This window comes from Amycolatopsis sp. cmx-4-61 (genome assembly GCF_046548775.1).
In the GTDB taxonomy this organism is placed as follows: Bacteria; Actinomycetota; Actinomycetes; order Mycobacteriales; family Pseudonocardiaceae; genus Amycolatopsis.
This window is the reverse complement of record NZ_JAEBEI010000031.1, coordinates 1-24,540: the sequence shown is the minus strand read 5'-3', so window position 1 is coordinate 24,540 and position 24,540 is coordinate 1. Positions and strand designations below refer to the sequence as shown.

General features: G+C 71.3%; 25 protein-coding genes and 1 pseudogene. 18 read left to right on the top strand and 8 right to left on the bottom strand.

Features of this window, described 5'->3' with window-relative positions; genetic code table 11:
• Window positions 1-51: 51 nt before the first annotated feature.
• The 6 genes from ACLJOU_RS44130 (at window position 52) to ACLJOU_RS44105 (ending at window position 4,477) form a co-directional block, all read left to right on the top strand.
• Window positions 52-1,416 (top strand): M16 family metallopeptidase, encoded by a 1,365-nt coding sequence (locus ACLJOU_RS44130; protein ID WP_410575258.1) that lies wholly within the window; start codon window positions 52-54, stop codon window positions 1,414-1,416.
• On the top strand, window positions 1,413-2,153 hold the full coding sequence (gene dapB / locus ACLJOU_RS44125) for a 4-hydroxy-tetrahydrodipicolinate reductase (protein ID WP_410575257.1): 741 nt from the start codon (window positions 1,413-1,415) through the stop codon (window positions 2,151-2,153). The genes ACLJOU_RS44130 and dapB overlap by 4 nt, the downstream gene beginning before the upstream one ends.
• Window positions 2,150-2,608, top strand: coding sequence for a tetratricopeptide repeat protein (locus tag ACLJOU_RS44120; RefSeq protein WP_410575256.1), 459 nt, complete (start codon window positions 2,150-2,152; stop codon window positions 2,606-2,608). Before dapB ends, ACLJOU_RS44120 begins: the two co-directional genes overlap by 4 nt.
• A gap of 64 nt (window positions 2,609-2,672) precedes the next feature.
• A complete protein-coding gene (locus ACLJOU_RS44115) occupies window positions 2,673-3,425 on the top strand; it encodes a hypothetical protein (RefSeq protein ID WP_410575255.1) in 753 nt (250 codons plus the stop codon).
• 23 nt (window positions 3,426-3,448) lie between these two features.
• Window positions 3,449-4,282 carry a helix-turn-helix domain-containing protein gene (locus ACLJOU_RS44110; protein ID WP_410575254.1) on the top strand — a complete coding sequence of 278 codons (834 nt, stop codon included), beginning with the start codon at window positions 3,449-3,451 and terminating at the stop codon, window positions 4,280-4,282.
• Window positions 4,283-4,294: 12 nt separating this feature from the next.
• Window positions 4,295-4,477 carry a DUF397 domain-containing protein gene (locus ACLJOU_RS44105; RefSeq protein WP_410575253.1) on the top strand — a complete coding sequence of 61 codons (183 nt, stop codon included), beginning with the start codon at window positions 4,295-4,297 and terminating at the stop codon, window positions 4,475-4,477.
• On the opposite strand, the gene ACLJOU_RS44100 is transcribed toward ACLJOU_RS44105, so the two are convergent.
• Window positions 4,442-4,960 (bottom strand): hypothetical protein, encoded by a 519-nt coding sequence (locus ACLJOU_RS44100; RefSeq protein WP_410575252.1) that lies wholly within the window; start codon window positions 4,958-4,960, stop codon window positions 4,442-4,444. The genes ACLJOU_RS44105 and ACLJOU_RS44100 overlap by 36 nt on opposite strands.
• A gap of 87 nt (window positions 4,961-5,047) precedes the next feature.
• On the opposite strand from ACLJOU_RS44100, the pseudogene ACLJOU_RS44095 reads away from it, so the two are divergent.
• Window positions 5,048-5,509, top strand: a pseudogene (locus tag ACLJOU_RS44095) (GtrA family protein); the annotation flags it as partial.
• Window positions 5,510-5,575: 66 nt separating this feature from the next.
• On the opposite strand, the gene ACLJOU_RS44090 reads toward ACLJOU_RS44095, so the two are convergent.
• Window positions 5,576-6,133, bottom strand: coding sequence for a GNAT family N-acetyltransferase (locus ACLJOU_RS44090; RefSeq protein ID WP_410575251.1), 558 nt, complete (start codon window positions 6,131-6,133; stop codon window positions 5,576-5,578).
• Window positions 6,134-6,237: 104 nt separating this feature from the next.
• On the opposite strand from ACLJOU_RS44090, the gene ACLJOU_RS44085 reads away from it, so the two are divergent.
• Window positions 6,238-7,452 (top strand): winged helix-turn-helix domain-containing protein, encoded by a 1,215-nt coding sequence (locus tag ACLJOU_RS44085; protein WP_410575250.1) that lies wholly within the window; start codon window positions 6,238-6,240, stop codon window positions 7,450-7,452.
• Between the two features lie 98 nt (window positions 7,453-7,550).
• Here ACLJOU_RS44085 and ACLJOU_RS44080 read toward each other — a convergent pair whose 3' ends face one another.
• Complete coding sequence (locus tag ACLJOU_RS44080; RefSeq protein ID WP_410575249.1) at window positions 7,551-8,474, bottom strand: DUF4097 family beta strand repeat-containing protein; 924 nt, start codon at window positions 8,472-8,474, stop codon at window positions 7,551-7,553.
• A gap of 12 nt (window positions 8,475-8,486) precedes the next feature.
• Window positions 8,487-9,005 carry a toxin-antitoxin system HicB family antitoxin gene (locus ACLJOU_RS44075; RefSeq protein ID WP_410575248.1) on the bottom strand — a complete coding sequence of 173 codons (519 nt, stop codon included), beginning with the start codon at window positions 9,003-9,005 and terminating at the stop codon, window positions 8,487-8,489.
• 119 nt (window positions 9,006-9,124) lie between these two features.
• On the opposite strand from ACLJOU_RS44075, the gene thyX reads away from it, so the two are divergent.
• The 9 genes from thyX (at window position 9,125) to ACLJOU_RS44030 (ending at window position 19,737) form a co-directional block, all read left to right on the top strand.
• Window positions 9,125-9,877 carry an FAD-dependent thymidylate synthase gene (gene thyX / locus ACLJOU_RS44070; RefSeq protein WP_410575247.1) on the top strand — a complete coding sequence of 251 codons (753 nt, stop codon included), beginning with the start codon at window positions 9,125-9,127 and terminating at the stop codon, window positions 9,875-9,877.
• Complete coding sequence (locus ACLJOU_RS44065; protein WP_410575246.1) at window positions 9,877-10,272, top strand: ACT domain-containing protein; 396 nt, start codon at window positions 9,877-9,879, stop codon at window positions 10,270-10,272. Before thyX ends, ACLJOU_RS44065 begins: the two co-directional genes overlap by 1 nt.
• A gap of 157 nt (window positions 10,273-10,429) precedes the next feature.
• A complete protein-coding gene (locus ACLJOU_RS44060; RefSeq protein WP_410575245.1) occupies window positions 10,430-11,671 on the top strand; it encodes an Nramp family divalent metal transporter in 1,242 nt (413 codons plus the stop codon).
• Window positions 11,672-11,693: 22 nt separating this feature from the next.
• Window positions 11,694-12,125, top strand: coding sequence for a hypothetical protein (locus ACLJOU_RS44055; RefSeq protein WP_410575244.1), 432 nt, complete (start codon window positions 11,694-11,696; stop codon window positions 12,123-12,125).
• Between the two features lie 150 nt (window positions 12,126-12,275).
• A complete protein-coding gene (locus tag ACLJOU_RS44050) occupies window positions 12,276-13,757 on the top strand; it encodes a serine/threonine-protein kinase (protein ID WP_410575243.1) in 1,482 nt (493 codons plus the stop codon).
• A 90-nt stretch (window positions 13,758-13,847) separates the two neighbouring features.
• A complete protein-coding gene (gene dapA / locus ACLJOU_RS44045) occupies window positions 13,848-14,861 on the top strand; it encodes a 4-hydroxy-tetrahydrodipicolinate synthase (protein ID WP_410575242.1) in 1,014 nt (337 codons plus the stop codon).
• A 44-nt stretch (window positions 14,862-14,905) separates the two neighbouring features.
• Window positions 14,906-16,555 (top strand): ribonuclease J, encoded by a 1,650-nt coding sequence (locus ACLJOU_RS44040; protein WP_410575313.1) that lies wholly within the window; start codon window positions 14,906-14,908, stop codon window positions 16,553-16,555.
• Window positions 16,556-16,713: 158 nt separating this feature from the next.
• Complete coding sequence (locus ACLJOU_RS44035; RefSeq protein WP_410575241.1) at window positions 16,714-18,357, top strand: substrate-binding domain-containing protein; 1,644 nt, start codon at window positions 16,714-16,716, stop codon at window positions 18,355-18,357.
• A gap of 102 nt (window positions 18,358-18,459) precedes the next feature.
• Window positions 18,460-19,737, top strand: a complete 1,278-nt coding sequence (locus ACLJOU_RS44030; protein ID WP_410575240.1) for a hypothetical protein — start codon at window positions 18,460-18,462, stop codon at window positions 19,735-19,737.
• A gap of 13 nt (window positions 19,738-19,750) precedes the next feature.
• On the opposite strand, the gene ACLJOU_RS44025 is transcribed toward ACLJOU_RS44030, so the two are convergent.
• A complete protein-coding gene (locus ACLJOU_RS44025; protein WP_410575239.1) occupies window positions 19,751-21,118 on the bottom strand; it encodes an amino acid permease in 1,368 nt (455 codons plus the stop codon).
• A 78-nt stretch (window positions 21,119-21,196) separates the two neighbouring features.
• Complete coding sequence (locus ACLJOU_RS44020) at window positions 21,197-22,144, bottom strand: EamA family transporter (RefSeq protein ID WP_410575238.1); 948 nt, start codon at window positions 22,142-22,144, stop codon at window positions 21,197-21,199.
• Window positions 22,145-22,308: 164 nt separating this feature from the next.
• On the opposite strand from ACLJOU_RS44020, the gene ACLJOU_RS44015 reads away from it, so the two are divergent.
• Entirely contained in the window at window positions 22,309-22,845 is a 537-nt protein-coding gene (locus ACLJOU_RS44015) for a hypothetical protein (RefSeq protein ID WP_410575237.1), read from the top strand.
• 33 nt (window positions 22,846-22,878) lie between these two features.
• Here the strand turns inward: ACLJOU_RS44015 and wrbA are convergent, their stop codons facing one another.
• Window positions 22,879-23,493, bottom strand: a complete 615-nt coding sequence (gene wrbA / locus ACLJOU_RS44010) for an NAD(P)H:quinone oxidoreductase (protein ID WP_410575236.1) — start codon at window positions 23,491-23,493, stop codon at window positions 22,879-22,881.
• A 34-nt stretch (window positions 23,494-23,527) separates the two neighbouring features.
• Window positions 23,528-24,343, bottom strand: a complete 816-nt coding sequence (locus ACLJOU_RS44005; RefSeq protein WP_410575235.1) for a lysophospholipid acyltransferase family protein — start codon at window positions 24,341-24,343, stop codon at window positions 23,528-23,530.
• Window positions 24,344-24,540: the final 197 nt, after the last annotated feature.

Genomic DNA, 24,540 nt, shown 5'->3' with positions numbered 1-24,540 from the left:
TCTCGGGGGTGTCCCCGAGGTGGCCTTCACGGCAAGTTGAGTAAGGAACCCATGGCACGGCAGGTTTCCGGGCACGAGCAGCCCGTCGGCACCACCCGCACGCTGGAGTCCACTTCGGACGGTGCGGTCGTCAAGCGCAGCGTCCTGCCCGGCGGCCTGCGGGTGATCACCGAGCGCGTCCCGGCGTCCCGCTCGGCCACGGTCGGGCTCTGGGTCGGCATCGGCTCCCGCGACGAGCCGGCGGCCGTCGCCGGCGCCGCGCACTACCTCGAGCACCTGCTGTTCAAGGGCACGAAACACCGCGACGCCACGCAGATCGCCGAGGAGATCGACGCCGTCGGCGGCGAGTTCAACGCCTTCACGGCGAAGGAGCACACCTGCTACTACGCGCAGGTGCTCGACGCCGACCTGCCGCTCGCCGTGGACCTGGTCACCGACGTCGTGTTCGACGCCCTCTGCACCGACCGCGACATGGACATGGAACGCAGCGTCGTCCTCGAAGAGATTTCGATGCGCGACGACGACCCCGAGGACCTGCTGCACGAGACGTTCGTGACGGCCATCCTCGGCGACCACCCGCTCGGCCGCCCGGTGCTCGGCACCGAAAAGTCGATCGTGGAGATGTCCCCGGCCGCGCTGCGGAACTTCTACAAGCGCCGCTACACGCTGCCGCGGATGGTCCTGTCCGTGGCCGGGAACATCGACCACGGCCAGGTGCTGCGGCTGGTCCGCAAGGCCCTCGGCGAACGCCTGGCCGGCGCCGCGACCCCGATCGCGCCCCGCGAAGGCCGCGCCCGGATCAAGACGGTCCCGAAGCTGGCCCTGCACACCGACGACACCGAGCAGGCGCACGTCATGCTCGGCCTGCGGTCGCTGTCGCGGCACGACGAGCGCCGCTTCGCGCTGTCGGTGCTCAACGCCGCCCTCGGCGGCGGGATGTCGTCGCGGCTGTTCCAGGAGATCCGCGAGCAGCGCGGGTTGGCCTACCAGGTGTACTCGTCGGTCGCGAGCTACGCCGACACCGGGCACATGGCCGTGTACGCGGGCTGCCAGCCGGAGAAGCTCGGCGACGTCGCCGGTGTCATCCGCGAGGTGCTCGACAAGGTCGGCGTCGACGGCCTCACCGAAGCCGAGGTGGCTCGCGCCAAGGGCCAGCTGCGCGGCGGGATCGTGCTGGGCCTGGAGGACACGTCGTCCCGGATGTCGCGGATCGGCAAGAACGAGCTCAACTACGGCCACTACCTCGGCGTCGACGACACGATCGCCCGCATCGACGCGGTGACCACCGAAGACGTGTGTGCCCTCGCTCGCACTTTGTTCGCGCGGCCGGGCGGGGTCTCGGCGGCGGCGGTCGTCGGGCCGTACGCTCACGCCGACGACCTTCCTGACGACCTGCACGAGGTGATCGCTTCATGACCATCAACGTCGGTGTGCTCGGTGCGCGCGGCCGGATGGGCGCGACGGTGGTGAAGGCCGTCGAAGGCGCTTCGGACCTGAAGCTCGTCGCGGCGCTGGACGCGGGCGACGACTTCGCGGCGCTGGCCGACGCCCAGGTGGTCGTCGACTTCACCCACCCCGAAGCCGTCATGGGCAACCTGGAGTACCTGGTCGAGCACGACATCCACGCGGTCGTCGGCACCACTGGCTTCAGTGAATCCCGCTTGGCTCACCTGCGCTCGCTGTTGGAGCCGAAGCCCGCGCTCGGCGTGCTGGTCGCGCCCAACTTCGCCCTCGGCGCGGTGCTGGCGATGCGCTTCGCGGCCCAGGCGGCGAAGTTCTACGCCTCGGCCGAGATCATCGAGCTGCACCACAACCGCAAGGCCGACGCGCCCTCGGGCACCGCCGCGCACACCGCGCGGATGATCGCCGCCGCGCGGGCCGAGGCCGGCGTGACCCCGGGCCCCGACGCGACGACGGACGAGTTCGACGGCGCCCGCGGCGCGACGGTCGAGCAGGTCCGCGTGCACTCGGTCCGCCTGCCGGGCCTGGTCGCGCACGAGGAGATCCTGTTCGGCGGCGAAGGGGAGACCCTGACCATCCGCCACGACTCCCTCGACCGGACGTCGTTCATGCCGGGCGTGCTGCTCGGCGTGCGCGAGGTGCTGAAGCGGCCCGGCCTGACGGTCGGCCTGGAGAACGTCCTCGACCTGTGAAAGCGCGCAATGTCGCGCTGCTGCTGACGGCGGCGCTGGTCGTCTACCTGTTCCTGCTCGCGGACCGGGCGTTCGCCCTGTTCAAGACGGGGACCGGGGCCGGCATCGCCCTCGGCGCCGGCGTGCTCCTGCTGCCGGTGCTGGGCGTCTGGGTGGTCGTGGTGACCTGGCGCAACGGCCTCCAGGTCCAGCGCCTGTCCCGCCGGCTCGACGAGGAGGGCGCGCTCCCGGACGTCTCCGACCTGCCCCGGCGTCCGTCGGGCCGGGTCGATCGCGAGGCGGCCGACGCGTGGTTCGAGGCGCGCCGCGCGGAGGTCGAGGCCGACCAGGACAACTGGCGGGTCTGGTACAAGCTCGCGTACGCCTACGACATCGCGGGGGACCGGCGCCGGGCGCGCGAGACGATGAAGAAGGCCATCGAACTGGAAGCCGCCGAACGCTCACGTGCCGAGTAGTTCCGGCGCGGAGACCTCCTCGACCTGGCTCCGGCCGGCCCTTGGGTCCGGCAGACTCGGCTCGGTGACGCTGCTGCTGAAGCTCGTCCTGGCGCCGCTGCTGGTGGTCGGCTCGTCGCTGGCCGGACGGCGCTGGGGCCCCGGCCTGACCGGCCTGTTGGTGGCGATGCCGGTCGTCGCGGGGCCGATCCTGCTGATCACGTACCTGGAGCACGGCACGGCGTTCGTGGCGCGGGCCGCGTCGGCGTCGCTGCTGGGGCTGGTGTCGCTGGCCGCGTTCGCGGTGGTGTTCGCGCGGGTGTCCCGGGCGCGCGGCTGGGTCGGCACGGTGCTGCTCGGCTGGCTGGTGTGCCTGGCGCTGGACCTGGCGTTGTCGTTCGCGCCGGTGCCGGTCTGGGTGGCGCTCGGGCTGGCGCTGGCGGCGGCCGGGGCGGGGGTCCGGTTGCTGCCGGAGCCGGGGGAGGCGGGGCCGGTGCGGTTGCCGTGGTGGGACCTGCCCGCCCGCGCGGCCGCGACGGCGGTCCTGGTGGTGGTCCTGACGGCCGCGGCCGGACGGCTCGGCCCGGACCTGACGGGCGTCCTCGCGCCCTTCCCGACGGGAACGACCGTGGTGGCGGTGTTCGCGCTCGCACAAGGTGGCCCGGCGGCGGCCGCGGCGACCACGCGGGGTGTGCTGCGCGGCCTGGGCGGATTCGCGGCGTTTTGTTTTCTGGTGGCGGTGTTCGCGGAGCCGATCGGCGGATGGGCTTTCGTGGTGGCGGTGACCGGGACGGTGGTGTGGCAATTCGCTGACAGTTGTCGTTCATTCGGGAAATGAGCGGCATTCGTACTATCTGCCGCATGAAACCGACTTCGTCTTCTCCGGGTTGCCGGGCGTTGTCCGCGTCGCTGCGCGAGGTGCGTGAGGCGCGGAAATTCGGGTTGCGCGAGCTGGCCCGGGCCCTGGAAGTGGATCCGCGGTTGCTCTCGCAGTGGGAGCTCGGGATCCGGGTGCCGCCGATCGAGGAGGTGGCCCGGATCCTGGGGTACCTGCGGATCGACCGCGCGACGACACAGCGGATCCTGTTCCTGGCCCAGCACGTGAAAGATCCCAACTGGTTGGACTCGAATCCGTCGGACCTGCCGTCGGCGCTCACCGGGATCATCGAGTACGAGCGCACCGCCACGAAGATCACCAACTGGGCGCCCGCGATCGTCCCCGGATTGCTCCAGACCGCCGACTATGCGCGCGCGGTTCTGACCGCTGCGCGCATCGGCGAAGAAGAAGCCGACCGGCGATTGGTCATGCGCTTGAACCGCCAGAAAATCCTGACCAAGCGAGAACCGGTCCACCTGCATGCCCTTGTCGGCGAGGCCACCCTCCGGACCCAGGTCGGCAGCGAGGACATCATGTCCGACCAGGTCGACCATCTTTTGCGAGCCGTGCGGCGCTCGAATATCTCGTTGCGCATCGTGCCGCTGGATGCCGGTTACCACCCCGGGTTGATCGGGTCGTTCATCATCTACGAGTTCGGCGACCGGCCCGCCATCGTGCATCTGGAGCACCACCACGCCAGCGGATTCCTGCCCGAAAGTGAAGGTGGCGGCCCGTACCGGGCGCTGGCTAGGCTGATCACCGGTAAAGCTCTCACCGAGGAGGCATCCCTCGCCCTTTTGCGGGAGGCCGCACGATAGCTAGGAGGCACCGTGTTGACCTGGCGCAAGTCGAGCTACAGCGGCACCGAAACCGATTGTGTCGAGGTTTCCCTCGCGGAGGCTGTCGGCGTGCGGGATACCAAGGCCCGCCACCTCGGTCAGCTCACCGTCTCGCGTGCCGCCTGGTCCGCCCTCGTCTCAGTGGTGCAGCCAGCCCGCGAACACCGCGGGTGAAGCCGCGATCAAACTGAAGCGGATCCACCTTCCGGCGAGTCCCGTCGTCAAAAAGGTCGCGAGCCGCATCCGGACCAGCCCGGCCAGCACGCTCGTCGCCATGAACGGGGGCAACCCCACCAGGGAACTCACCCCGTACGTCCCGGCCATCCAGTGCGGGTGCCGGTGGCAGCGCTCGCGCAGCCACTCGACCCACCCGCGGATCCGCTTGGTCCGCAGCTGCCAGCGCACGCGCCGGGGCGTCATCGGGCGCTCGCGGTGCAGCCGGTCGTGCAGCGGCTTCGGCAGCTTGATCGTGCCGCGCGCGGCCAGGTAGTACAGCGTCTTCCCGGCGATCTGCCCGACCGCCACCGCCGCCCCGAGCCACAGCCAGTGCAGCCCCGGCTGGCTCGCGCACAACCCGAGGAGGAACACTTCCGCGTTGATCAAGGGCACGATGGCCGAACCGAACGCGACGCCCAGCGTCAGCAGGATCCAGCTCATCGTGTCACCTCCTGAAAAGCTCTCGCGTTCTTCCAAGTTATCAGTTCGAAATCTCCGCGCACGGGGGTTTACCCCCCTCTTCGGTGGGTGGTCCGCACCAGAAGATCACCTGCCGGACGGCTGCCCGTCACCTCCGGCCGGAACACTGACGGGGTGGCCGCCGAGCAAGCCCGTACGCCCGCTGACCGATTCGGCGCCCTCTGCCGGGCCGTCGTGCGCGGCCTTCCCCTGGGGTTGTCGCGGATCGTGGCGCCGACGTTTCTGGGCTTCTGCCTCATCAACGGGTTCACGTTCGGCGTCGACCTGGGGCTGCTGACCGTCTTCCACGGCGTGCTCGGCTGGCCGGTCTGGCTGGCGATCACGCTGGCGTACGTCTGCGCGTTCGGGCTGAGCTTCGTCCTGAACCGGACGTTCAACTTCCATTCCCACGCCGCCGTGGGAATCCAACTGGGTCTTTACATACTTGCGATTGCTGTCAATTACGCCGCGTTTCTGCTGGGTGTGGGCGCGGGGCTGACGGCGCTGGGCGTCGAATACCACGTCTCGCGGCTGCTCGCGGGCGGGTGCGAAGGCGTGTTCATGTACGCCGTGATGCGGTGGGTGATCTTCCGGGACTCAGGTCAGGGACAGGTCGAGGGTGCCGGTGAGCCGGACCTCGCGCAGCGTGCGCTCGCCGGTGTCGAGGGTGCGGACGGTGCCGTCGGGGTTCCAGCCGGCCCGGCGGTAGAACCCCAGGGTGGCGTGGTCGCCTTGGGCGACCCAGGCGATGCCGCGGGTGGCGCCGTCGGCCCGCAGGCCCGCGGCGGCCGTCGCGAGTAGCCGCCCGGCGTGCCCGCGGCGGCCCCAGCGCGGCTCGACGAGCAGGGTGGCGATCAGCCCGGTGCTGCCGGCGTCCTCGGGCAGGCTCCCGTCGGCCTGGGCGACCTCGTCTTCGGGCGCGCGGCCGGCGACGCAGAACCCGACGGTGAACTCGCCCTCGGTGGCGACGTAGACGAGGCTGCCGGGGTAGTCGATGGTCTCGGTCCAGGTGCCGGCCAGGTCGGTGGCGTCCAGCTGGGCGAGGGCCTGCTTGCCGAGCAGGTCCTCGTAGGCGGCGTGCCAGGTGTCGCGCTGGATGCGGGCGATCTCCGCGGCGTCGGACAGATCGGCGGGACGGACGGCGGCGTCGCTCATGGGCCGAAGTTAGTACAGCGCCATCGTCGAGGGCGGCGGTGGGGGCATGGACGGATCCATGGGCTCCCGGTTTTGTCGGTGGTGGGTGGCACCATGAGCTCACCATGCAAACGATCAGCGTCGCGACGGCCCGGAAGACGTTCCTGGCCGCACAGGGCTTCACCGACCCACGTCCGGCCGGCGTGCCTTCGCGCCAGCACCTGAAACGGGTGCTGTCGCGGGTGCAGCTGCTGCAGCTGGACTCGGTGAACGTGGCGGTCCGGGCGCACTACATGCCGGTGTTCTCGCGGCTGGGCGCGTACGACCCGGCGCTGCTCGACCAGGCGGCGTGGGCGAACTCGGCGCGCCGCCCGCGGATGCTGGTGGAGACGTGGGCCCACGAGGCGAGCCTGCTCCCGATCGAGGACTGGCCCCTGATCCGCTCGGGCGCCAAGCGCGACGGCTGGTGGCGGCACTACGGGCCGCTGATCGAGAAGTCGCCGGGCCTGGTGGACGAGATCCTGTCGGTGGTCAAGGAGCTGGGCCCGATCGGCGCGGGCGGCATCGAACGCGCGGTGGAGGCGGACGCCCAGCGGCGCGGGCCGGGCTCATGGTGGGAGCGGTCGGAGGTCAAGCGCGTCTGCGAGTACCTGTTCGGCATCGGCCAGCTGACCACGGGCACGCGGCGCTCGTTCGAACGCCTCTACGACCTGACCGAGCGGGTGGTCCCACCGGAGATCCTGGCGCGTTCGGTGTCCGCGGAGGAGGGCGCCCGGGGCTTGCTCTCGCGTTCGGCGCGAGCACTGGGCGTGGCCACGGAGGCGGACCTGCGCGACTACTACCGCCTGGGCCCGGCCCCGGCCCGCCAGGCGGTGGCGGAGCTGGTGGAGTCGGGCGAACTGGAGCCGGTGGCGGTCCGCGGCTGGAAGCAGGTGGCGTACCGGCACGTGGCGGCCCGCACCCCGCGGACGGTGGCGGGCCGGGCGTTGCTGTGCCCGTTCGACCCGCTGATCTGGGAGCGGGCCCGCACGGAACGGCTGTTCGGGTTCCACTACCGCATCGAGATCTACGTCCCGGAGCCGAAGCGGGTGTACGGGTACTACGTGTTCCCGTTCCTCCTGGACGGAGAGCTGGTGGCCCGTGTCGATCTGAAGTCGGACCGGGCGGCCGGGGTGCTGCGGGTGCAGGGGGCCTTCGCGGAGGAAGGGGTCGACGTGGCCCGGGTGCTCCCGGAGCTGGCGGCGGAGCTGCGGCACATGGCGGAGTGGCTCGGGCTGTCGGGCGTGACGGTGGGGGAACGCGGCGACCTGGCGGCGCCGCTGGGGCAGCTGGTCCGTTAGCGCGCTCGGGCATCGCCGAGCGCGCTCGGCGGAGGTGGCACGCGAACGGGCCGTCCCCGGCACCCCCGCACCGGGAACGGCCCGTCCTTCCCCCTTACTCAGCCCGCCGCGCGCGTCACCACGGCGTTGCCGGTGCCCGTGCGGGCTCGGACCTTCAGCTTCACGCCACCTTCCGGGGCCGCGTCCGCGACGTCCAGTTCGCTGGACACGCGGCCCGCGCTGGAGGTCAGGTCGACCTCCGCCGACGTCCCGCCGCGGATGCCGATCCGGACCTCGCCGGAGCCGGTGATCAGGTCCAGCGAGCCCGATGCGGCGTCGGCCACCGACAGGTCGCCGCTGCCCGTGCGGGCCATCACCTCGCCCGAGACCGCGCCCAGCCAGACGTCGCCGGTGCCGGTGGCCAGCGACGCGGAGCCGGTGATCGACGACGCCTCGACGTAGCCGCTGCCGCTGCGCAGCTGCAGCCCGCCCAGCGTCGGGCCGAGCCGGACCGCGCCGCTGCCGGTGCGGATGGTGGCCGAGCCGTCGGCGCGGTCGAGCTTCACCTCGCCCGAGCCGGTCAGCAGGTCGACGCGGCCGGCCGAACCGGTCACCGTGACGTCCGCCGCGCCCGCGCGCACCTCGACGTGGGAGCCCGACGGCGCGTGCACCTTCACCGCGAGCGCGGCGTTGCGCAGCTGCCACGCCTTCGGTGCCTGCACGACCAGGCGGTTGCCGAGCTTTTCGATCCGGCTCTGCCGCACCGCCTCGGCGGGGGAGGCGGACGGGTCGACGCCGAGCTGGTCGCCGAAGCGCTCGCCGACCCAGGACAGCAGGCTGTTCACGCCCGCCACCCACGGCTGCTGCTCGCCCTGGTCGTGCCGCAGCTCCACGCGGGCGCCGGAATCGCCTTCGAGAACGATCTCGACGCGGCCGATCGTGACGCTCACGTCGAGCTCCAGCGGGACGTCGGTCTCGAACTCGTCGATCCGGACCAGTTCGTCGTCCGGCTCGCCGGCCGGTGTGGTCTGTTCTTCACTCATCGTCTCGTCCCCTCAGCCTTCGACCCAGCCGTGCAGGTGCGACCCGCCGCCCTTGCTCTGGTGCTTGCTGCCCCCGCCGCCGAGCACGCCGTGGCCCAGCGCGCCCTGCACGGCCTGCGAAACGAACGTGTTCAGCGAGACGCCCTGGGCGGCGGCGGCGCGTTCGGCCTGGCCCTTGATCTGCTCGACCAGCCGGAGGGTGATCCGGCTGATGTCGCCGCCGTCGATCGGCGACGACGGTGGTGGTGGCGTGGTGTCACGTGGTGTCGTGCGTGACGTCGTCTCCTCGGCGGTGCCGGTGACGACCACGCGGACGTCCCGGCCGTCGAGCCGCACGTCGACCACCTGGCCGGGCAGTGCGGCCGTGACCTCGGCGGCGAGGTCGGCGAGAGCGTTCATCAGGGTCAGGCGGACGGCGGGCTCGAGCGCGGAAGACAGCAGTGCGGCCGCCCGCCGGGTGTGCTCGTCCCCGGCGGCAGCCGTGTTCGCGAGGTCCTCGCGAAGGTTGGCGATGTACGGGGTCAGGTCCATGACACCACTATGACGTCATCGGTGACGTCAGTCAAGGAAGCCGTGATGTCACGTGTCCCCCGGAAGTGACGGCCCGCACGCGGTTAGGCTGCGCGAGAGCCGGGAGAAGGGGTGCTGACGTGACCGGAACCGTGTCACCCAGAGTGCAGCTGATCGCGAAGACCGAGTTCTTCCCGCCCGGGGACGTGCCGTGGTCGACCGACGCGGACGGCGGCGAAGCGCTGGCCGAATTCGCCGGCCGGGCCTGCTACCAGTCGTGGAAGAAGCCGAACCCGGCGACCGCGACCAACGCCGGCTACCTCGAGCACATCATCGACGTCGGGCACCTTTCGGTGCTGGAGCACGGTTCGGTGACCTTCTACATCACCGGCATCTCCCGCTCGCTGACCCACGAGCTGATCCGCCACCGCCACTTCTCCTACTCCCAGCTCTCGCAGCGGTACGTCCCGGAGCGCAACGCCGAGTTCGTCGAGCCCGAGGTGATCGCGAACGACCCGGTGCTGCACGAGAAGTTCCTCGCCGCGACGCAGGCGAGCGTCGACGCCTACACCGAGCTGCTGGCCGGGCTGGAGGAGAAGTTCGCCGACGTCCCGAGCGCGACCCTGCGCCGCAAGCAGGCCCGCCAGGCCGCACGCGCGGTGCTGCCGAACGCGACCGAGACGCGCATCGTCGTCACCGGGAACTACCGCGCGTGGCGGCACTTCGTCGCGATGCGCGCGACCGAGCACGCCGACGTCGAAATCCGCGAGCTGGCCGTGGAATGCCTGCGGCAGCTGCAGAAGGCCGCGGCGAACGTGTTCGCGGACTTCACCATCTCGACGCTGCCGGACGGCACCGAGATCGCCACGAGCCCGAAGGTGCTGGAAGCCTGATGAAGCGACTTGCCATCGACGTCCGGCCCGGCGAGTACGCCGTCGTCCGGCTGCCCGCGGACGCGGCGGTGCCCGCCGAGCTCTTCGCGCCCGGCGACGGGTTCGTCTCGGTGACGCGGACCCCCGAAGAGCTGTCCGTGATCTGCCCGGCCGGCCACGAGCCGGCCGGCGCCACGGCGGCCGAGGACGGGTGGCGGCTGCTGTCGGTCCGTGGTCCGCTGGAGTTCACGCTCACCGGCATCATCGCCGCGCTGGCCTCGGAGCTGGCCGCGGCCGGGGTCGCGCTGTTCTCGATGTCGACGTTCGACACCGACCACATCCTGGTCCGTGCCGCCGACCTCGACCACGCGGTCGCGGCCCTGCGCGAATCCGGCCACGAGGTCGCCCACCCCTGATCCGCCGCCGGGGAAGGCCCTCGAACTCATCGAGGTGGCCTTTCCGGCTTTTCGGGGTACCCCGGCTCCAGGGTGGAGTCGTCACCCTTGAAAAGCAAAGTTCGGCGTGCCTAAACTTCGGTTTGGGTTTCCCGACATCCGGCGAGAGGCAGGTTTCATGGCGGTGACCGAGGCAGTCCGCCCGAGACTGGTGACCCGCCTGCGCACCGGCTCGGCCCTGCTCGGGCCCGCCTTCGTGGCCGCCATCGCCTACGTCGACCCCGGGAACGTCGCGTCCAACATCAGCGCCGGCGCCCGCTACGGCTACCTGCTGGTCTGGGTGATCGTCGCGGCGAACCTGATGGCCGTGCTCGTGCAGTACCTGTCGGCGAAGCTCGGCCTGGTCAGCGGGATGTCGCTGCCGGAGGCCCTGCGCGCCCGCCTGTCGCGGCCGGCCCGGCTGGCCTACTGGGCGCAGGCGGAGATCGTCGCCATCGCCACCGACCTGGCCGAGGTGGTCGGTGGCGCGATCGCCCTCAACCTGCTGTTCGACCTGCCGCTCGTCGTCGGCGGCCTGATCACCGGCGCGGTGTCGCTGACGCTGCTGGCGGTCCAGGACCGCGGCGGCCAGCGGACGTTCGAGCGGGTCGTCACCGGCCTGCTGGCGGTGATCGCGATCGGGTTCCTGGCGAGCCTGTTCGTCGAGCCGCCGTCGGCCACGCAGACGCTGGGCGGCCTGGTCCCGAAGTTCGACGGCGCCGGCAGCATCCTGATCGCGGCGGCCATGCTCGGCGCGACGGTGATGCCGCACGCGGTCTACCTGCACTCCGGCCTGGTCCGCGACCGCCACGGCCGGCTCGAACCGGCCCGGCGCCGCCGTCTGCTGCGCGCGACCCGGGCCGACGTCGGCCTGGCGATGCTGCTGGCGGGCGCGGTGAACCTCGGCATGCTGCTGCTCGCGGCGACGAACCTGCAGGGCCAGGCGGGCGTGGACAGCATCGAGGGTGCCCACGGCGCGGTGGCTTCGGCGCTCGGCCCGGGCATCGCGCTGATGTTCGCCATCGGCCTGCTGGCCTCGGGCCTGGCCTCGACGTCGGTGGGTGCGTACGCGGGCGCGATGATCATGCAGGGGCTGCTGCACAAGCGCGTCCCGCTGGTGCTGCGCCGCCTGGTGACGCTGACCCCGGCGATCGTGGTGCTGGCCCTGGGCGCGGACCCGAGCGCGGCGCTGGTGGTCTCGCAGGTGGTGCTGTCGTTCGGCATCCCGTTCGCCCTGGTGCCGCTGATCCGGTTGACGGCGGACCGGTCGCTGCTGGGCGAGGACGCGAACCACCGCCTGACCACCCTGGCGGCCTGCGTCGTGGCGGCGATCATCATCGCGTTGAACCTGGTGCTCATCTGGCTCACGGTCACCGGTTGACCGACGGAACGGGGTAGCGGCCATGGCCTGGACCTTCGCTCTCAACGCCGAATGCGGGGAGCGCGCGACCCACGCCCACGACCTCGCGCGCCACTTCGACGGCTGGCCGGCGAGCGTCTTCCCCGGCGACGGCGCGTGGTGGTGCGGCATCGCCCCCGAGGGCCTCAGCCGCACGGGCGCCCACACCCGCGAGGAGGCGGCGGCCATGACGGCGGCCGGCCGCCGGCTCTACTGGCTGCTCCGGACCGCCCCGCCGGTCTACCGCTACGCGCTCGCCGGCATCGAGACCGACCTGTTCCGCCACCACGACGAGCTCCTGGCGGAGAAGGACCTGACGATCTTCCCGGGCCTGGTGGTCAGCGACCGGATCTGGACGGCAACCGGCAGCCACGCCGAGTTCAGCGAGTTCGCCCCGGGCTACCGCTGGCTTCCCTACCGCGGCGAAACCCCCTGACCCTCCCGGCACGCGACCCGGCCCGCCAGGGACGCCGGCCGACCCGCCAGTGGCCCGAGCCGGCCGGCCCACGTCACGAATTCCGCGGAACCCGCGGCGCCCCGCGGCGGTCCGACTAGCATCTGCGCGACCGCCGCCAAAAGGAGCACCGTGACCGACGAACGAACCCGGCCCTACCCGCCGCAGGCCCCCGTTACGCCTGGTCAGCGGGTCGTCGCCGGCCGCTACCTCCTGCTCGGCGAGCTCGGCCGGGGCGGCATGGGTGTCGTCTGGCGGGCACAGGACCAGGTCATCGGGCGGCAGGTCGCCGTCAAGGAACTGCGGCTGCCGGACGCCGAATCCGCCGCCGTCTTCTCCGAACGCGCCCTGCGCGAGGTCCGCACCGGCGGCCGGCTCAACGACCCCGCCGTCGTCACCGTCTACGACGTCGTCACCGACGGCGGGACCACCTTCATCGTCATGGAGCTCGTCGAAGCGCCCAGCCTCGCCGACCTCGTGCGCCGGCGCGGCCCGATGGCCGCCGCGCAGGCCGCGCAGCTGGGCGAGCGGGTGCTCGCCGCGCTGCAGGCCGCGCACGCCGCCGGGATCGTGCACCGGGACGTCAAGCCGGCGAACATCCTGGTCGCGCCGGACGGCCGCGTGAAGCTGACCGACTTCGGCATCGCCCACGCCGTCGACGACCCGCGGCTGACCACCAGCGGCATGATCGTCGGCTCGCCCGCCTTCATGGCGCCGGAGCGCGTCGAGGGCCGCGAAGCGATGCCCGCGTCCGACCTGTGGTCCCTCGGCGCGACGCTCTTCTTCGCCGTCGAAGGCTCGATCCCGTTCGAGCGCGCGACCACCGCCGCGACGCTGCACGCGATCATGACCGAGATCCCGTACCTCACCCGCGCACACGGCCCGATCGCCGCGGCCATCCTCGGCCTGCTCGTCACCAACCCCGACGCGCGGCTGACCGCGGCCCAGGCCCAGAACCTGCTGACCACGGCGCAGGGCGTGCGGCCCACGCCGCCGCACGGCACGGCGATGCTCGGCCGGGCCGCGCCACAGCCGCCCGCGAAGAAGTCCCACCGCGCGCTGTGGCTCACGGCCGCCGCGGTGCTCGTCGTGGCCGCTCTGGTCGGCGGCTTCTTCGCGGGCAAGGCCTACGAGACGCCCGCCGTGGACAAGCAGAAGCAGGCGACCATGACCTACGGCGTCGGCGGCCAGCTCCGCACCGACATCGGCGGCTACTACCGGTGCTTCAACACCCCGGTGCAGGACGGCTCCATCATCAGCGAGGAAGACAACAAGACCGACTGCGACAAGAGCCACACGCTGGAGGTCTACGAGATCGGCAACCTGATCTCGGTCGAGAACTGGAGCTCCGACGACGCCAAGGTCGCGGCCTACCCGGGCCTGCCCGCCGTGACGGCCGGCGCCGAAGCGGCGTGCGCGACCGCGTTCCGGTCGTCGATCGTGCCCGAACCGAACCGGGCGGACCTCACCTTCCGCGCGCTCGTGCCCACCGAAACCGAGTGGCGCCGAACTCCCGGGAAGCAAGGTGAGGAGCCCAGCCGCGAGTTCTACTGCGTGCTCGCCCGCGCCGACGGCGGCCCGATCACCGCCCCGATCGTGACCAAGGTCAAGTAGAAGTTCCGCGACGAGCGGCCGACCCCGGGAAATCCTCCTGGTGACCAGGTCCACGCGGTTTTCGTCGGACCGGCGAGGTACCGTCTCCCCATGTCCAACCCACCTACCGCAGCGCCCGGACGGCCCTTCGGGCGCGTGCTCACCGCGATGGCCACCCCGTTCGACGCCGACGGCGCACTGGACCTGAAGCGGGCGCAGGAGCTGGCCGAGCACCTCGTGGAGCTGGGGAACGACGGCCTCGTGGTCAACGGCACCACCGGCGAGAGCCCGACCACGACCGACGCGGAGAAGCAGGAGCTGATCCGCGCCGTGGTCGAGGCCGTCGGCGACCGCGCGACCGTCGTGGCCGGCGCGGGCACCAACAACACCGCGCACAGCATCGAGCAGGCGAAGCAGGCCGAAGAAGCGGGGGCCCACGGCCTGCTGGTCGTCACCCCGTACTACTCGCGGCCCAGCCAGGCCGGGCTGTTCGCGCACTTCACCGCCGTCGCCGACAGCACGGGGCTGCCCGTGCTGCTCTACGACATCCCGCCGCGTTCGGTCGTCCCGATCGAGGTCGACACGCTGCTGCGGCTGGCCGAGCACCCCCGGATCGTCGCGGTCAAGGACGCCAAGGGCGACCTGATCGCCGGCTCCGAGGTCATCGCCAACACCCACCTCGCCTACTACTCCGGCGACGACGGCCTCAACCTGCCGTGGATCTCCGTCGGCGGCGTCGGCGTGGTGAGTGTGATCGGTCACGTCGTCGCGGGCCGGATCCGCGCGATGCTCGACGCCTACGAGAACGGCGACACCTCCACCGCGCGCACCAACCACCGCGGCATGCTGCCGGTGCTCCGCGCGATGTCGCGGGTCGGCGGGGTCGCCTTCAGCAAGGCGGCGCTGCGGCTGCGCGGGTTCGACATCGGCGAGCCGCGGCTGCCGATCGTCGCGCCGACCGCCGAGCAGACGGCCTCGATCGCTGCTGATCTTGCCCAGGGCGGCGTGCCGCTGGGCGACACGGCGGCCCGGGACTGGCATGGTGAGCGGGTGGCACAAGCAGATTCGCGAGCGGCCTACGTCGCGCCGACCTCGCACACCAGCGTTGGGACCCTGCCTCGGTGAGCTCACTTCTCGTCGGCCCAGGCCCCACCAACGCCCCGCCCGCACTGCCCGAAGGAGCCCTGCGCGTCGTCGCGCTGGGCGGTATCGGCGAAGTCGGGCGCAACATGACCGTCTTCGAGTACGGCGGCCGGCTGCTCATCGTCGACTGCGGAGTGCTCTTCCCCGAGGACGACCAGCCCGGCGTCGACCTGATCCTGCCGGACTTCCGCGCGATCGAGGACCGCCTCGACGACATCGACGGCCTCGTGCTCACCCACGGGCACGAAGACCACATCGGTGCCGTCCCGTTCCTCCTGCGCCTGCGGCCGGACCTGCCGATCTACGGCTCGAAGTTCACCAACGCCCTGCTCGCGGCCAAGGCCAAGGAGCACCGGCAGCGGCCGAACCTCATCCAGGTCCGCGAGGGCGAGCGCCGCGACGTCGGCGCGTTCAACCTCGAGTTCTTCGCGGTCAACCACTCCATCCCGGACGCGCTCGCGGTCGCGATCCGCACCCCGGCGGGCGTGGTCCTGCACACCGGCGACATCAAGCTCGACCAGCTCCCGCTGGACGGGCGCCTCACCGACCTGGCCGGCTTCTCCCGGCTGGGCGACGAGGGTGTCGACCTGTTCTGCGTCGACTCGACCAACGCCGAGGTGCCCGGGTTCGTCATGCCCGAGCGCGACATCGGCCCGGTCCTCGACGACGTCATCCGCCGCGTCGACCAGCGCGTGATCGTGGCCTGCTTCGCCAGCCACGTCCACCGCGTCCAGCAGGTCCTCGACGCCGCGCAGCGGCACGGCCGCCGGATCGCGTTCGTCGGCCGGTCGATGGTCCGGAACATGGGGATCGCGGCCGAGCTGGGCCTGCTCAACGTGCCGGACGGCCTGCTGGTCGACCTCGACCAGGCGAGCACCCTGCCGGAGAGCAAGGTCCTGTTCGTCTCGACGGGTTCGCAGGGCGAGCCGCTCTCGGCGCTGTCGCGGATGGCGCGCGGCGAGCACCGGCAGATCTCGATCCGCGCCGGTGACACGGTCGTGCTGGCGAGCTCGATGATCCCGGGCAACGAGACCGCGGTGTTCGGCGTGGTGAACGGCCTGACCCGGCTCGGCGCGAACGTCGTCCACCAGGGCAACGCGAAGGTCCACGTGTCCGGTCACGCGTCGGCGGGGGAGCTGCTCTACCTGTACAACGCGGTGCGCCCGAGCAACGTGATGCCGGTCCACGGCGAGTGGAAGCACCTGCGCGCGAACGGCGAGCTGGCGATCCGCACCGGCGTCGCCGCGGAGAACGTGGTCATCGCCGAGGACGGCGTGGTCGTGGACCTCGTGGACGGCAAGGCGTCCCGCACCGGCCGCGTCGAGGTGGGGCACGTGTACGTCGACGGCCTGTCGGTCGGCGACGTCGGCGAGTCGACGCTGTCGGACCGGCTGGTCCTCGGCGAGGGCGGGTTCATCTCGATCAGCGTCGCGGTGGACTCCAGCACCGGCCGCGCGGTCAGCAGCCCGACGGTGTCCGGCCGCGGCTTCTCCGACGACCCGAAGGCGCTCGCCGCCGTGGTGCCGCTGGTGGAGATGGAGCTGGCGCGCACGGAGGCCGAGGGCATCACCGACACGCACCGGATCGCCCAGGCGGTCCGCCGGGTGGTGGGCCGCTGGGTGGCCGACACGTACCGGCGCCGCCCGATGATCGTCCCGACGGTCATCCCGGTCTAGGTTTCCGGTCCGTGGAGGCCGCATCGAGGGTTTTCGCGCCCTCGATGCGGCCTTCACTGCTTCCACAGCCCTTCTGTTAGGCCGTCTGGACCACGAACCGCCGCTTTGCCGCGGGATAACCTTGATCCCACCCCGCCTCGCGCAGAGAGGCCGCGCCGATGGGACGTCATTCGGACGGTAGGCGACGCCGGCTGCTCGTGCCCGCCCTCGCGACCGGTCTCGTGCTCTTCCTCGGAGCCGGCGCGTGGGCGGCCGTGACGACCGTGCGCGCGCGGCCGACGTGCGAGCAGCCCGCCAAGGTCCTCGTCACCGCGTCGCCGGACATCGCGCCGGCGCTGTCGCTCGTCGTGCACGGTCTGGACCTGAAGTGCGGCAGCATCGAGATCCAGACGCGGGACGCGACCCCGGCGGCCGAGCGGCTCGCGCTGTCGGACGGCAGCCCGCGGCCGCAGGTCTGGGTTCCGGACTCCACGCTGGCGTTGCGCCGCGCCCACCAGCTCGGCGCCTCCGACGTCCCCGAAACCGGGGCGTCGGTGGCGAGCTCGCCGGTGGTCCTGGCGGTCGCCGCGGACGTCGCCAAGGGCCTCGGCTGGCCCGACCGGGCACCGACCTGGGCGGAGGTGCTGGCGGCGCCGGGTGTGGTGCCGGGCATGTCCGACCCGGCGCGCGACCCGGTGGGCGCGATGGCGCTGCTGGGCTTGCGGGACAGCGTCAAGGCGTCGCCCGAGCCTTCGGCCGCGTACGTGGCGACGCTGCGGAGGTTCTCGGCCAACACGCTCGGCGCGGAGACGGAGCTGATCGCGCGGCTGCCGGGGTCGAGCGACGGCGGCGGCACGGCCGCGGTCACGGCGTTCCCGGCGTCGGAGAATTCCTTGCTGCGCCACAACGTCGAGGACGCGAAGTCCCCGCTCGTCGCGGTCTATTCGACGGCGGTGCCCACATTGGACTACCCGTTCGCGGAGCTGGGCGGCATCACCCCGCAGCAGCGCCCGCTCGTCGACGCTTTGCGCGAGGCGGCGCTCGGCGACGCGGGCACGGAGGCGATCGCCCGGACGGGCCTGCGCGCGGCGGGCGGCCAGGCGCTGCGCGACCACCCCGACGACCCGCGGGTGCGGCCCGAGGGCATCCGGGTGGCGAACCTCCCGTCCGCTCCGGCGGTCGACGAGCTGCTCAACCAGTGGGCGGGCATCAACCTGAGCGCCCGGGTGCAGGTGCTGGTCGACGTGTCGGGCTCGATGAACGCGCAGGTCCCGGGCACGGGCCTGGACCGCATGCAGGTGACGATGCAGGCGGCGGCGAGGGCGATGCGCCTGTTCAAGCCGGCGACCCAGCTGCGCATGCTGGCGTTTTCGACGCGCCTGGACGGCGACAAGGACTACCGCGAGCTGCTGCCGATGGCGCCGGTCGCCCAGCACCTGGCGAGCGGAGCCTTGGACAAACTGGCCGAGGTAAAGGCCACCCCGGACGGCGGAACCGGGCTGTACGACAGCGTCCTGGACACGTACCGAACGGCCCGCCGCGAGTGGGAACCGGGCCGGCTGAACCTGGTGATCGTGATGACGGACGGCCGCAACGAGGACCCGCACGGCATTTCCCGCGAGGAGGCGCTGGCCGGGCTGGCGAAGCTCCAGGACCCCCGCCGCCCGATCCCCCTGATCGGAGTAGGCATCGGCCCGGACGCGGACAAAGCGGAACTGGACCAGCTGACGGCGGCCACGGGCGGCCAGGCGTTCGTGGCCCCGGACCCGGCGAAGATCACGGACGTGTTCTTCGGGGCCCTGAGCCGGATCGCCGGCGGATGAAAACGGTGAAACGCCAACTCGACACTCGGCGAGCTCACAACTCTCCCCAACTGGCGAACAACTCCGTGTAGCACCAAGCTGTTCCTCGCCGACTTGGTACACGTGACTGACTTATCGCCGATCCCGGTTCTGAATGATCTGACGGGCTGCGAAAGAAAGGTCGTCGAGGCTGCGCGGCGCGGTGCCGAGCTCAAGGTCAGCTCGCTGGCGCTCGAACAGCTGGCCGCCCGTGAAGAGGGAGTCCACGAAGTGCGTGCCGAGCTGTTGAGGGAACTGCTTCTCGGAAGGCGAGGTCCGCTCGATCCGCAAGGTGTCCGGTTGATCGGGCTCAGGATCGTCGGCAGGCTGCGGCTCGACCAGATCGCAGCGACCGCCGGTATCTCTTTGAGACGATGCGTTGTCGCCGAACCGATCGCGCTGACGGGAAGCCACTTCCCCTGGGTCAGCTTCCAGAACTGCCGGCTCCGGCGTTTGCTGGCTGACGGATTGCAGGTCGACGGTGATCTGAAGCTGCAAGGGACCCGAATCTCCGGTGTCGGCGAGGCTGGAGCGGTACGCTTGCGCGGCGCCCGTGTCGGTGGGTACGTCGACCTCGATCGCGCCGAGGTCGTCAATGACAGCGGTCCTGCCGTGGAAGCGATGAACACCGATGGCGACCTACTCATGGATATCAGAGATGCGGAGGTCGCCACTGTTTCGATGCCGTTGTCTTCGGTGTGCTCCGCGAAGCAGTCCGGGTTTCCTTGTGTCGACGGAAACCAAGTCGACCTTGACCGGTTCACGTTCGGCAGCCTCGACACGCCTGATTGGCGGGAGTGGCTGCACCTCATCCGATTCCACACGAAGACCTACCGTCCCGGGCCGTACCAGCAGTTGGCGGCGGTGGAACGCGCTGCAGGCCACGAGGGCAATGCCCGTAGGATCCTCATCCGCCAGCAACAAGATCTCCATCAGCGCGCGCCCGAGGCGATCGGCACCTGGTGGAACCGGCGGTTTCACCGCCTCTGGGGCATTCTGGCCGGGTACGGCTACCTCGCACGTCGCACGGCTGGAGCTCTTCTGATAGCTCTGAGCGTCGCCGGAGGACTGGGTTTGTGGGCCGGCCATGTCGGCGACGGTCGGCACCACACCGTCGAACGCACCACCTCGTTCACGAGCGGCGTAGGAGTGCCTTGCACGACGATCGAACTCATCGGTGTCGGTCTTGACAGAGGCCTGCCGCTTTCGTCGACAGGAGTGCGCAGCCGCTGTGATTTCAACGTCGACACTCAATGGGGCGGAGTGTTCACCGCCGCTGTGTGGCTCGTGCAAGCGGCGATGTGGGCGCTGGCAACCCTTGCCCTCGCCGGATACACCGGACTCGTACGCAAGGCCGGCTGAGGACTTCTTCGCTTCACTTGGGGGTCGGCGCTGAGCCGGATCGCCGGCGGATGAGGGCGTACACCCCCAGGATCACCGCCAGGCTGACCAAACTCAGGTACAGCTGCGCCCGGGCGTCCTCGTCCACGAACAACATCGACGCCACCACCACCAGCGTCAGCACCAGCGTCACCCAGCTCAGCCACGGATATCCCCACATCCGCAGCTTCAGCTTCTCCGGCTCCGAAGCCTCCAGCCGTCGCCGCATGCGGATCTGTGAGCCGCAAATGATCGCGTACACGAACAATGCCACCGCGCCCGCCGAATTGATGATGAAGTAGAAGATCTTGTCCGGGGACACGTAACTCATCACCACTGCCACGTACCCGACCGACGTCGACGCCAGGATCGCCTTCCACGGCACGCCGCGGGCGTTCGTGTCCGCTATCCAGCCCGGGGCCCACCCGTGGCGGCGCAGGGCGAACAGCATCCGGGATGCCGTGTACAGCCCCGAATTCAGCACCGACAACGCCGCCGTCAGGACCACCGCCGACACGATCGTCGACGCCGCCGGGACGCCGAAGCGGCCGAACGCCGCCGCGAACGGGCTCGTCTCGCTCGGGATTTCGCGCCACGGTGTGATCATCACCAGCAGGGCCACCGAACCCACGTAGAACACGATCACGCGCCAGACGATCGTCGACGTCGCCTTGCGGACCGCCGTCTCCGGCTGGTCGGACTCCGCCGCCGCGATCGTCACGATCTCGGCGCCGAAGTACGAGAAGATCACGATGACCACGCCGTGCACCACCGAAAACGGCCCCTTCGCGACGAAGCCGTCGAGGCCGATGTTGCCCACCGAAAAGTGGGCGTCCGGCCAGAGCCCGAGCACGAACAGCGTGCCCAGCAACAGGAACACGACGATGGTGGCGACCTTGATCGACGCCAGCCAGAACTCCGTCTCGCCGAACGAGCGCGCCGACGCCAGGTTCGTCGCCGTCAGCAGCAGCATCAGCGCCAGCGAAAACACCCACTGCGGCACACCGGGGAGCCAGCCCTGCAGGATCTTCGCGCCGGCCACCGCCTCGAACGCGACCACGCCGACCCAGAAGTACCAGTACAGCCAGCCGATGGTGAACCCCGCCCAGCCGCCGAGCGAGTCGCGCGCGTACTCCATGAACGAGCCCAGCGACGGCGCCGCGGTCGCCATCTCGCCGAGCATCCGCATCACCAGCACGACGAGCAGCCCGCCGATGGCGTAGGACAGCACCGCCGCCGGGCCCACGGTGCGGATCACCGCGCCGCTGCCGATGAACAGGCTCGCGCCGATGATCCCGCCGAGGGCGATCATCCGGACGTGCCGCTGCCTCAGCTCGGGCCGCAGCCCGGACTCGGTCGCCAAGGTGCCACCTCCCCGCAGAGAACCCGGATCGCGGAATTTTCGCACCCGCGGCTCATCCGGTGCAGGATTTGCGCAACTTCAGGCCGTCAGGATCGCCGAGTTGCGCTGGACGACGTACGCGCCGCCCAGCAGGATCGCCGAGCCGAGCAGCTGCGGCCAGGCGAGCTGCTCGCCGAGCAGTACCCACGCGGCGACCGTCGTGATCACCGGTTCGACCAGCCCGAGCACGCTCGCCACCGACGCGGGCAGGTGCCGCAGCGACGAAATGCCGCAGACGTACGCCAGCACCGTCGCGACCAGCACCAGCAGCGTCAGCAGCAGCCACACCGGCGGGTGCCAGACGCCGAACCCGACGGGCGCACCGAGCAGCGCGGCCGGCCACGTCCACGGCGGCGCGACGAAGCTGATCGCGACCGCGCCGACCACCATGCCCCAGGTGACCAGGCCCAGCGGGTCGATGTCGGCCACCGCCCGTTCCCCGAGCAGGAAGTAGGCCGCCGAGCACAGCGCCGCGCCGAAGCCGGCGAGCAGGCCGAGCCCGTCCAAGGTGACGCCTTCCCAGACCTGCGCGACCAGCGCGAGTCCCACCATGGCCAGCGCGATGCCGCCCCACACCGCCCGCGGCAGCCGGTGCCGCCGGACGAACCGCACCCACAACGCGATGAGCACCGGCGAGACGAACTCGAGCAGGATGGCGATCCCGACCGGGATCCGCCCCGCGGCGACGAAGTAGAGCAGCTGGACACCGGCGACGCCGAGCAGGCCGTAGCCGGCCAGGACGGGCAGGTCCGCGCGGCGCACCCGCAGCTTCCGCGGCGCCACCAGCGCGACCCCGGCGAGCAGCACGACCCCGGCCAGCGCGATCCGCGCCGCGGCCACCTGCTGCGGCGTGATCCCGGCCGTCATGACGGACTTGCCCAGGGTGCCCGACGTGCTGAAGAACAGCGCGGCGAGCAGGACGTAGGAGGTCCCGCGGCCCCGGTGGGCGACCCGGGGCGGCGCGAGGACGGGCAGTTCGGTGGTCACCGTCGCGACTGTAGGTGCCCGGACGTCACCGCCGAAGCTATTTTCCCGGTTATCTGGATCACGGGCCGGCGAGTCCGTTTCGTTACGTTCGGGCCGCAACCACGGGCACGGCCGCGGGCGTGTTCCCGAATGCCCCGAAACCCCGCCGACGATTCGGAGGAGAAATGCGAAGATCCTTTGCCGCCGTGGGTGCGGCCGCCGGTTGCGTGCTGCTGTTGCCGGCCGCGGCTTCGGCCCGGGAACCGTACCCGGGCTCGCCGACCTCCATGAACGTCGCGGTGTCGCGGACCACCGTGACCATCACGGGAACTTGTGCCGCCGAAGGTGTCCAGGCCGAAGCGGGTTACGACTACTACCGCGGGCAGCGGCCGATCCAGTCGGGTGTGATGACGTGGGACGGGAAGAAGTACGCCATCACGTTCACCGGGGTGCAGCCCGGGGCCTACGTGGCCACCATGTACTGCCTCGACGGCGGCACCGGAAGCCGTTCGCAGCACTTCACCGTCGGGACGCCCACCAAGCCGACGCCAGTGCCCACCAAGCCCACCAAGCCCACCAAGCCGACGTCGGCGCCCAAGCCGAAGCCGGCCCCGCAGGTCGCGGTGAAGCCACACGGCGCCCCGCAGACCGGCGGTGGCCCGGCCGGCGACGAACCCGCCTTCCCGGCACTCGTCGCGGGTGATGCGGGGGCCCGGCGCTGAACCCGACGTCCGGGTGCTCCGGCACCCGGACGTTCACTCCGCGCGCTTCAGCCCGGTCGCGACGTGCGTGGTGATCGTGGCCAGGCGCCGGCCCTGCAGGCGCAGGGCGTCGAGCGCGACGTCGTCCGGCGCCGCCGACTTGCGGGAAACGAACGAGCCGCCGTACGGGTTGCCGGATTCCTTGAGGTGCGGGTCGGTGTAGCCGAGCGGCACGACGATCGCGCCCCAGTGGTAGAAGACGTTGTTGATCGCCAGCAGCGTCGACTCGAGGCCGCCGTGCGCGGTGGACGCCGTCGTGAACGACGTCGCGACCTTGTCCGCCAGCTTTCCCTGCGCCCACAAGCCGCCGGTACTGTCCAAAAAGGACTTCAGCTGGGCGGCCGGGCCGCCGAACCGGGTCGGGCTGCCGACGGCGAGGCCGTCGGCCCACTCGAGGTCGCCGAGCGTGGCGAGCTCGTGGTGCGGGCCGGCGTCGACCCAGGCCTGCCAGCGCGGGTTCCGCGCGATGGCGTCGGCGGGGACGGTCTCCGGCACGGTCCGCACCCGCACGTCGGCCCCGGCCTCGCGCGCGCCCGCGGCGAGCGACTCGGCGAGGGCGGCGGTGTTCCCGGTCGAGCTGTAGTAGACGACGAGTATCCGTGTGCTCACATCCGCCGACTCTAGGGGCGCGCGCCCGCGTGTCTCACGATCCGGACGACGGCTTCCAGGGGCTGACCGTGTCGGTGGGCCGCGTCGGGTCGTGGAAGCGGGGACGGTCGAGCTCGTCGCGGCGCAGCGGGACGAGGCCGTCGGTGATGGCCTGCATGATCTTCGCGTGCGCCCGAACCCCGGCGCCCGGCCGCCGGGTGTCGATGTCCGAGAGGTCGACGGGGTCGCCGAAGTGCACCCGGAACCGCGGGCGGCGCAGGGGAGCGCTGAGCCCGGAGCGGGCCAGCGGCACCAGGTCGGCCGGGCCGTTGACGGTCTCGGTGCCCCAGTAGACGGCCTCGTGCGCGCCCCACTGGCTGATCGGGATCACCGGGACGCCCGCCGCCAGCGCCAGCCGCGCGGCGCCGGTCTTGCCGCGTTCCGGCCACAGGCCCGGGTCGTGGCTGATCCGGCCCTCGGGGTAGACGACGATCGGCTCGCGCGTGGTCTTCATCGCCTCGACGGCCTCGGCGAACTGCCCGACGGCGGTGCCGGCGTGCTTGCGGTCGACCCGCAGGTGCCCGCTGACCCGCAGCGCCGGCCCGATGACGGGCGCGTCGAGAATGCCGCCGGCCAGCATGAACCGCGGGTTGATGCCGATCCGCTTGCACGCGGCCATCAGCACGAAGGCGTCGAACACACCGATGTGGTTCGCGGCCATCAGCAGCGGCTTGCCGCGCAGCTGCGCCGGTACCCGGCCGGTGACGGTCAGCCGTCCGACGAGGTTCACCAGGCCGCGGTCGATGTTCAGCATGGTCCGCCAGATGGCGGGAGCACGGCGGGGCGGTTCGTCGGTGCGCAGCGCGAGCATGGGCAGAGCATGGCAGACGCCGATTTCACCCGTTTGCGCACTGGCCGGATCTTTGAGCTCACCCGGGGTAAAGCGCCCCAATGAGGTTTTCTCAGTAGCGGCCTTGGTGCTCGTGATGGGTCAGGACGAGGGCTGCTTGGACGATGGCGCCGATGCGTTTCGGGCAGAGAGTGACCCGTCGTAGGGCTGACCAGCGG

Bases quoted from the DNA above. Each gene is read 5' to 3' on its own strand.
- ACLJOU_RS44130 (WP_410575258.1), top strand. From the start codon at position 52: ATGGCACGGCAGGTTTCCGGGCACGAGCAGCCCGTCGGCACCACCCGC.
- dapB (WP_410575257.1), top strand. From the start codon at position 1,413: ATGACCATCAACGTCGGTGTGCTCGGTGCGCGCGGCCGGATGGGCGCG.
- ACLJOU_RS44110 (WP_410575254.1), top strand. From the start codon at position 3,449: ATGAAACCGACTTCGTCTTCTCCGGGTTGCCGGGCGTTGTCCGCGTCG.
- ACLJOU_RS44100 (WP_410575252.1), bottom strand. From the start codon at position 4,960: ATGAGCTGGATCCTGCTGACGCTGGGCGTCGCGTTCGGTTCGGCCATC.
- ACLJOU_RS44090 (WP_410575251.1), bottom strand. From the start codon at position 6,133: ATGAGCGACGCCGCCGTCCGTCCCGCCGATCTGTCCGACGCCGCGGAG.
- ACLJOU_RS44085 (WP_410575250.1), top strand. From the start codon at position 6,238: ATGCAAACGATCAGCGTCGCGACGGCCCGGAAGACGTTCCTGGCCGCA.
- ACLJOU_RS44080 (WP_410575249.1), bottom strand. From the start codon at position 8,474: ATGAGTGAAGAACAGACCACACCGGCCGGCGAGCCGGACGACGAACTG.
- ACLJOU_RS44075 (WP_410575248.1), bottom strand. From the start codon at position 9,005: ATGGACCTGACCCCGTACATCGCCAACCTTCGCGAGGACCTCGCGAAC.
- ACLJOU_RS44065 (WP_410575246.1), top strand. From the start codon at position 9,877: ATGAAGCGACTTGCCATCGACGTCCGGCCCGGCGAGTACGCCGTCGTC.
- ACLJOU_RS44060 (WP_410575245.1), top strand. From the start codon at position 10,430: ATGGCGGTGACCGAGGCAGTCCGCCCGAGACTGGTGACCCGCCTGCGC.
- ACLJOU_RS44055 (WP_410575244.1), top strand. From the start codon at position 11,694: ATGGCCTGGACCTTCGCTCTCAACGCCGAATGCGGGGAGCGCGCGACC.
- dapA (WP_410575242.1), top strand. From the start codon at position 13,848: ATGTCCAACCCACCTACCGCAGCGCCCGGACGGCCCTTCGGGCGCGTG.
- ACLJOU_RS44035 (WP_410575241.1), top strand. From the start codon at position 16,714: ATGGGACGTCATTCGGACGGTAGGCGACGCCGGCTGCTCGTGCCCGCC.
- ACLJOU_RS44015 (WP_410575237.1), top strand. From the start codon at position 22,309: ATGCGAAGATCCTTTGCCGCCGTGGGTGCGGCCGCCGGTTGCGTGCTG.
- ACLJOU_RS44005 (WP_410575235.1), bottom strand. From the start codon at position 24,343: ATGCTCGCGCTGCGCACCGACGAACCGCCCCGCCGTGCTCCCGCCATC.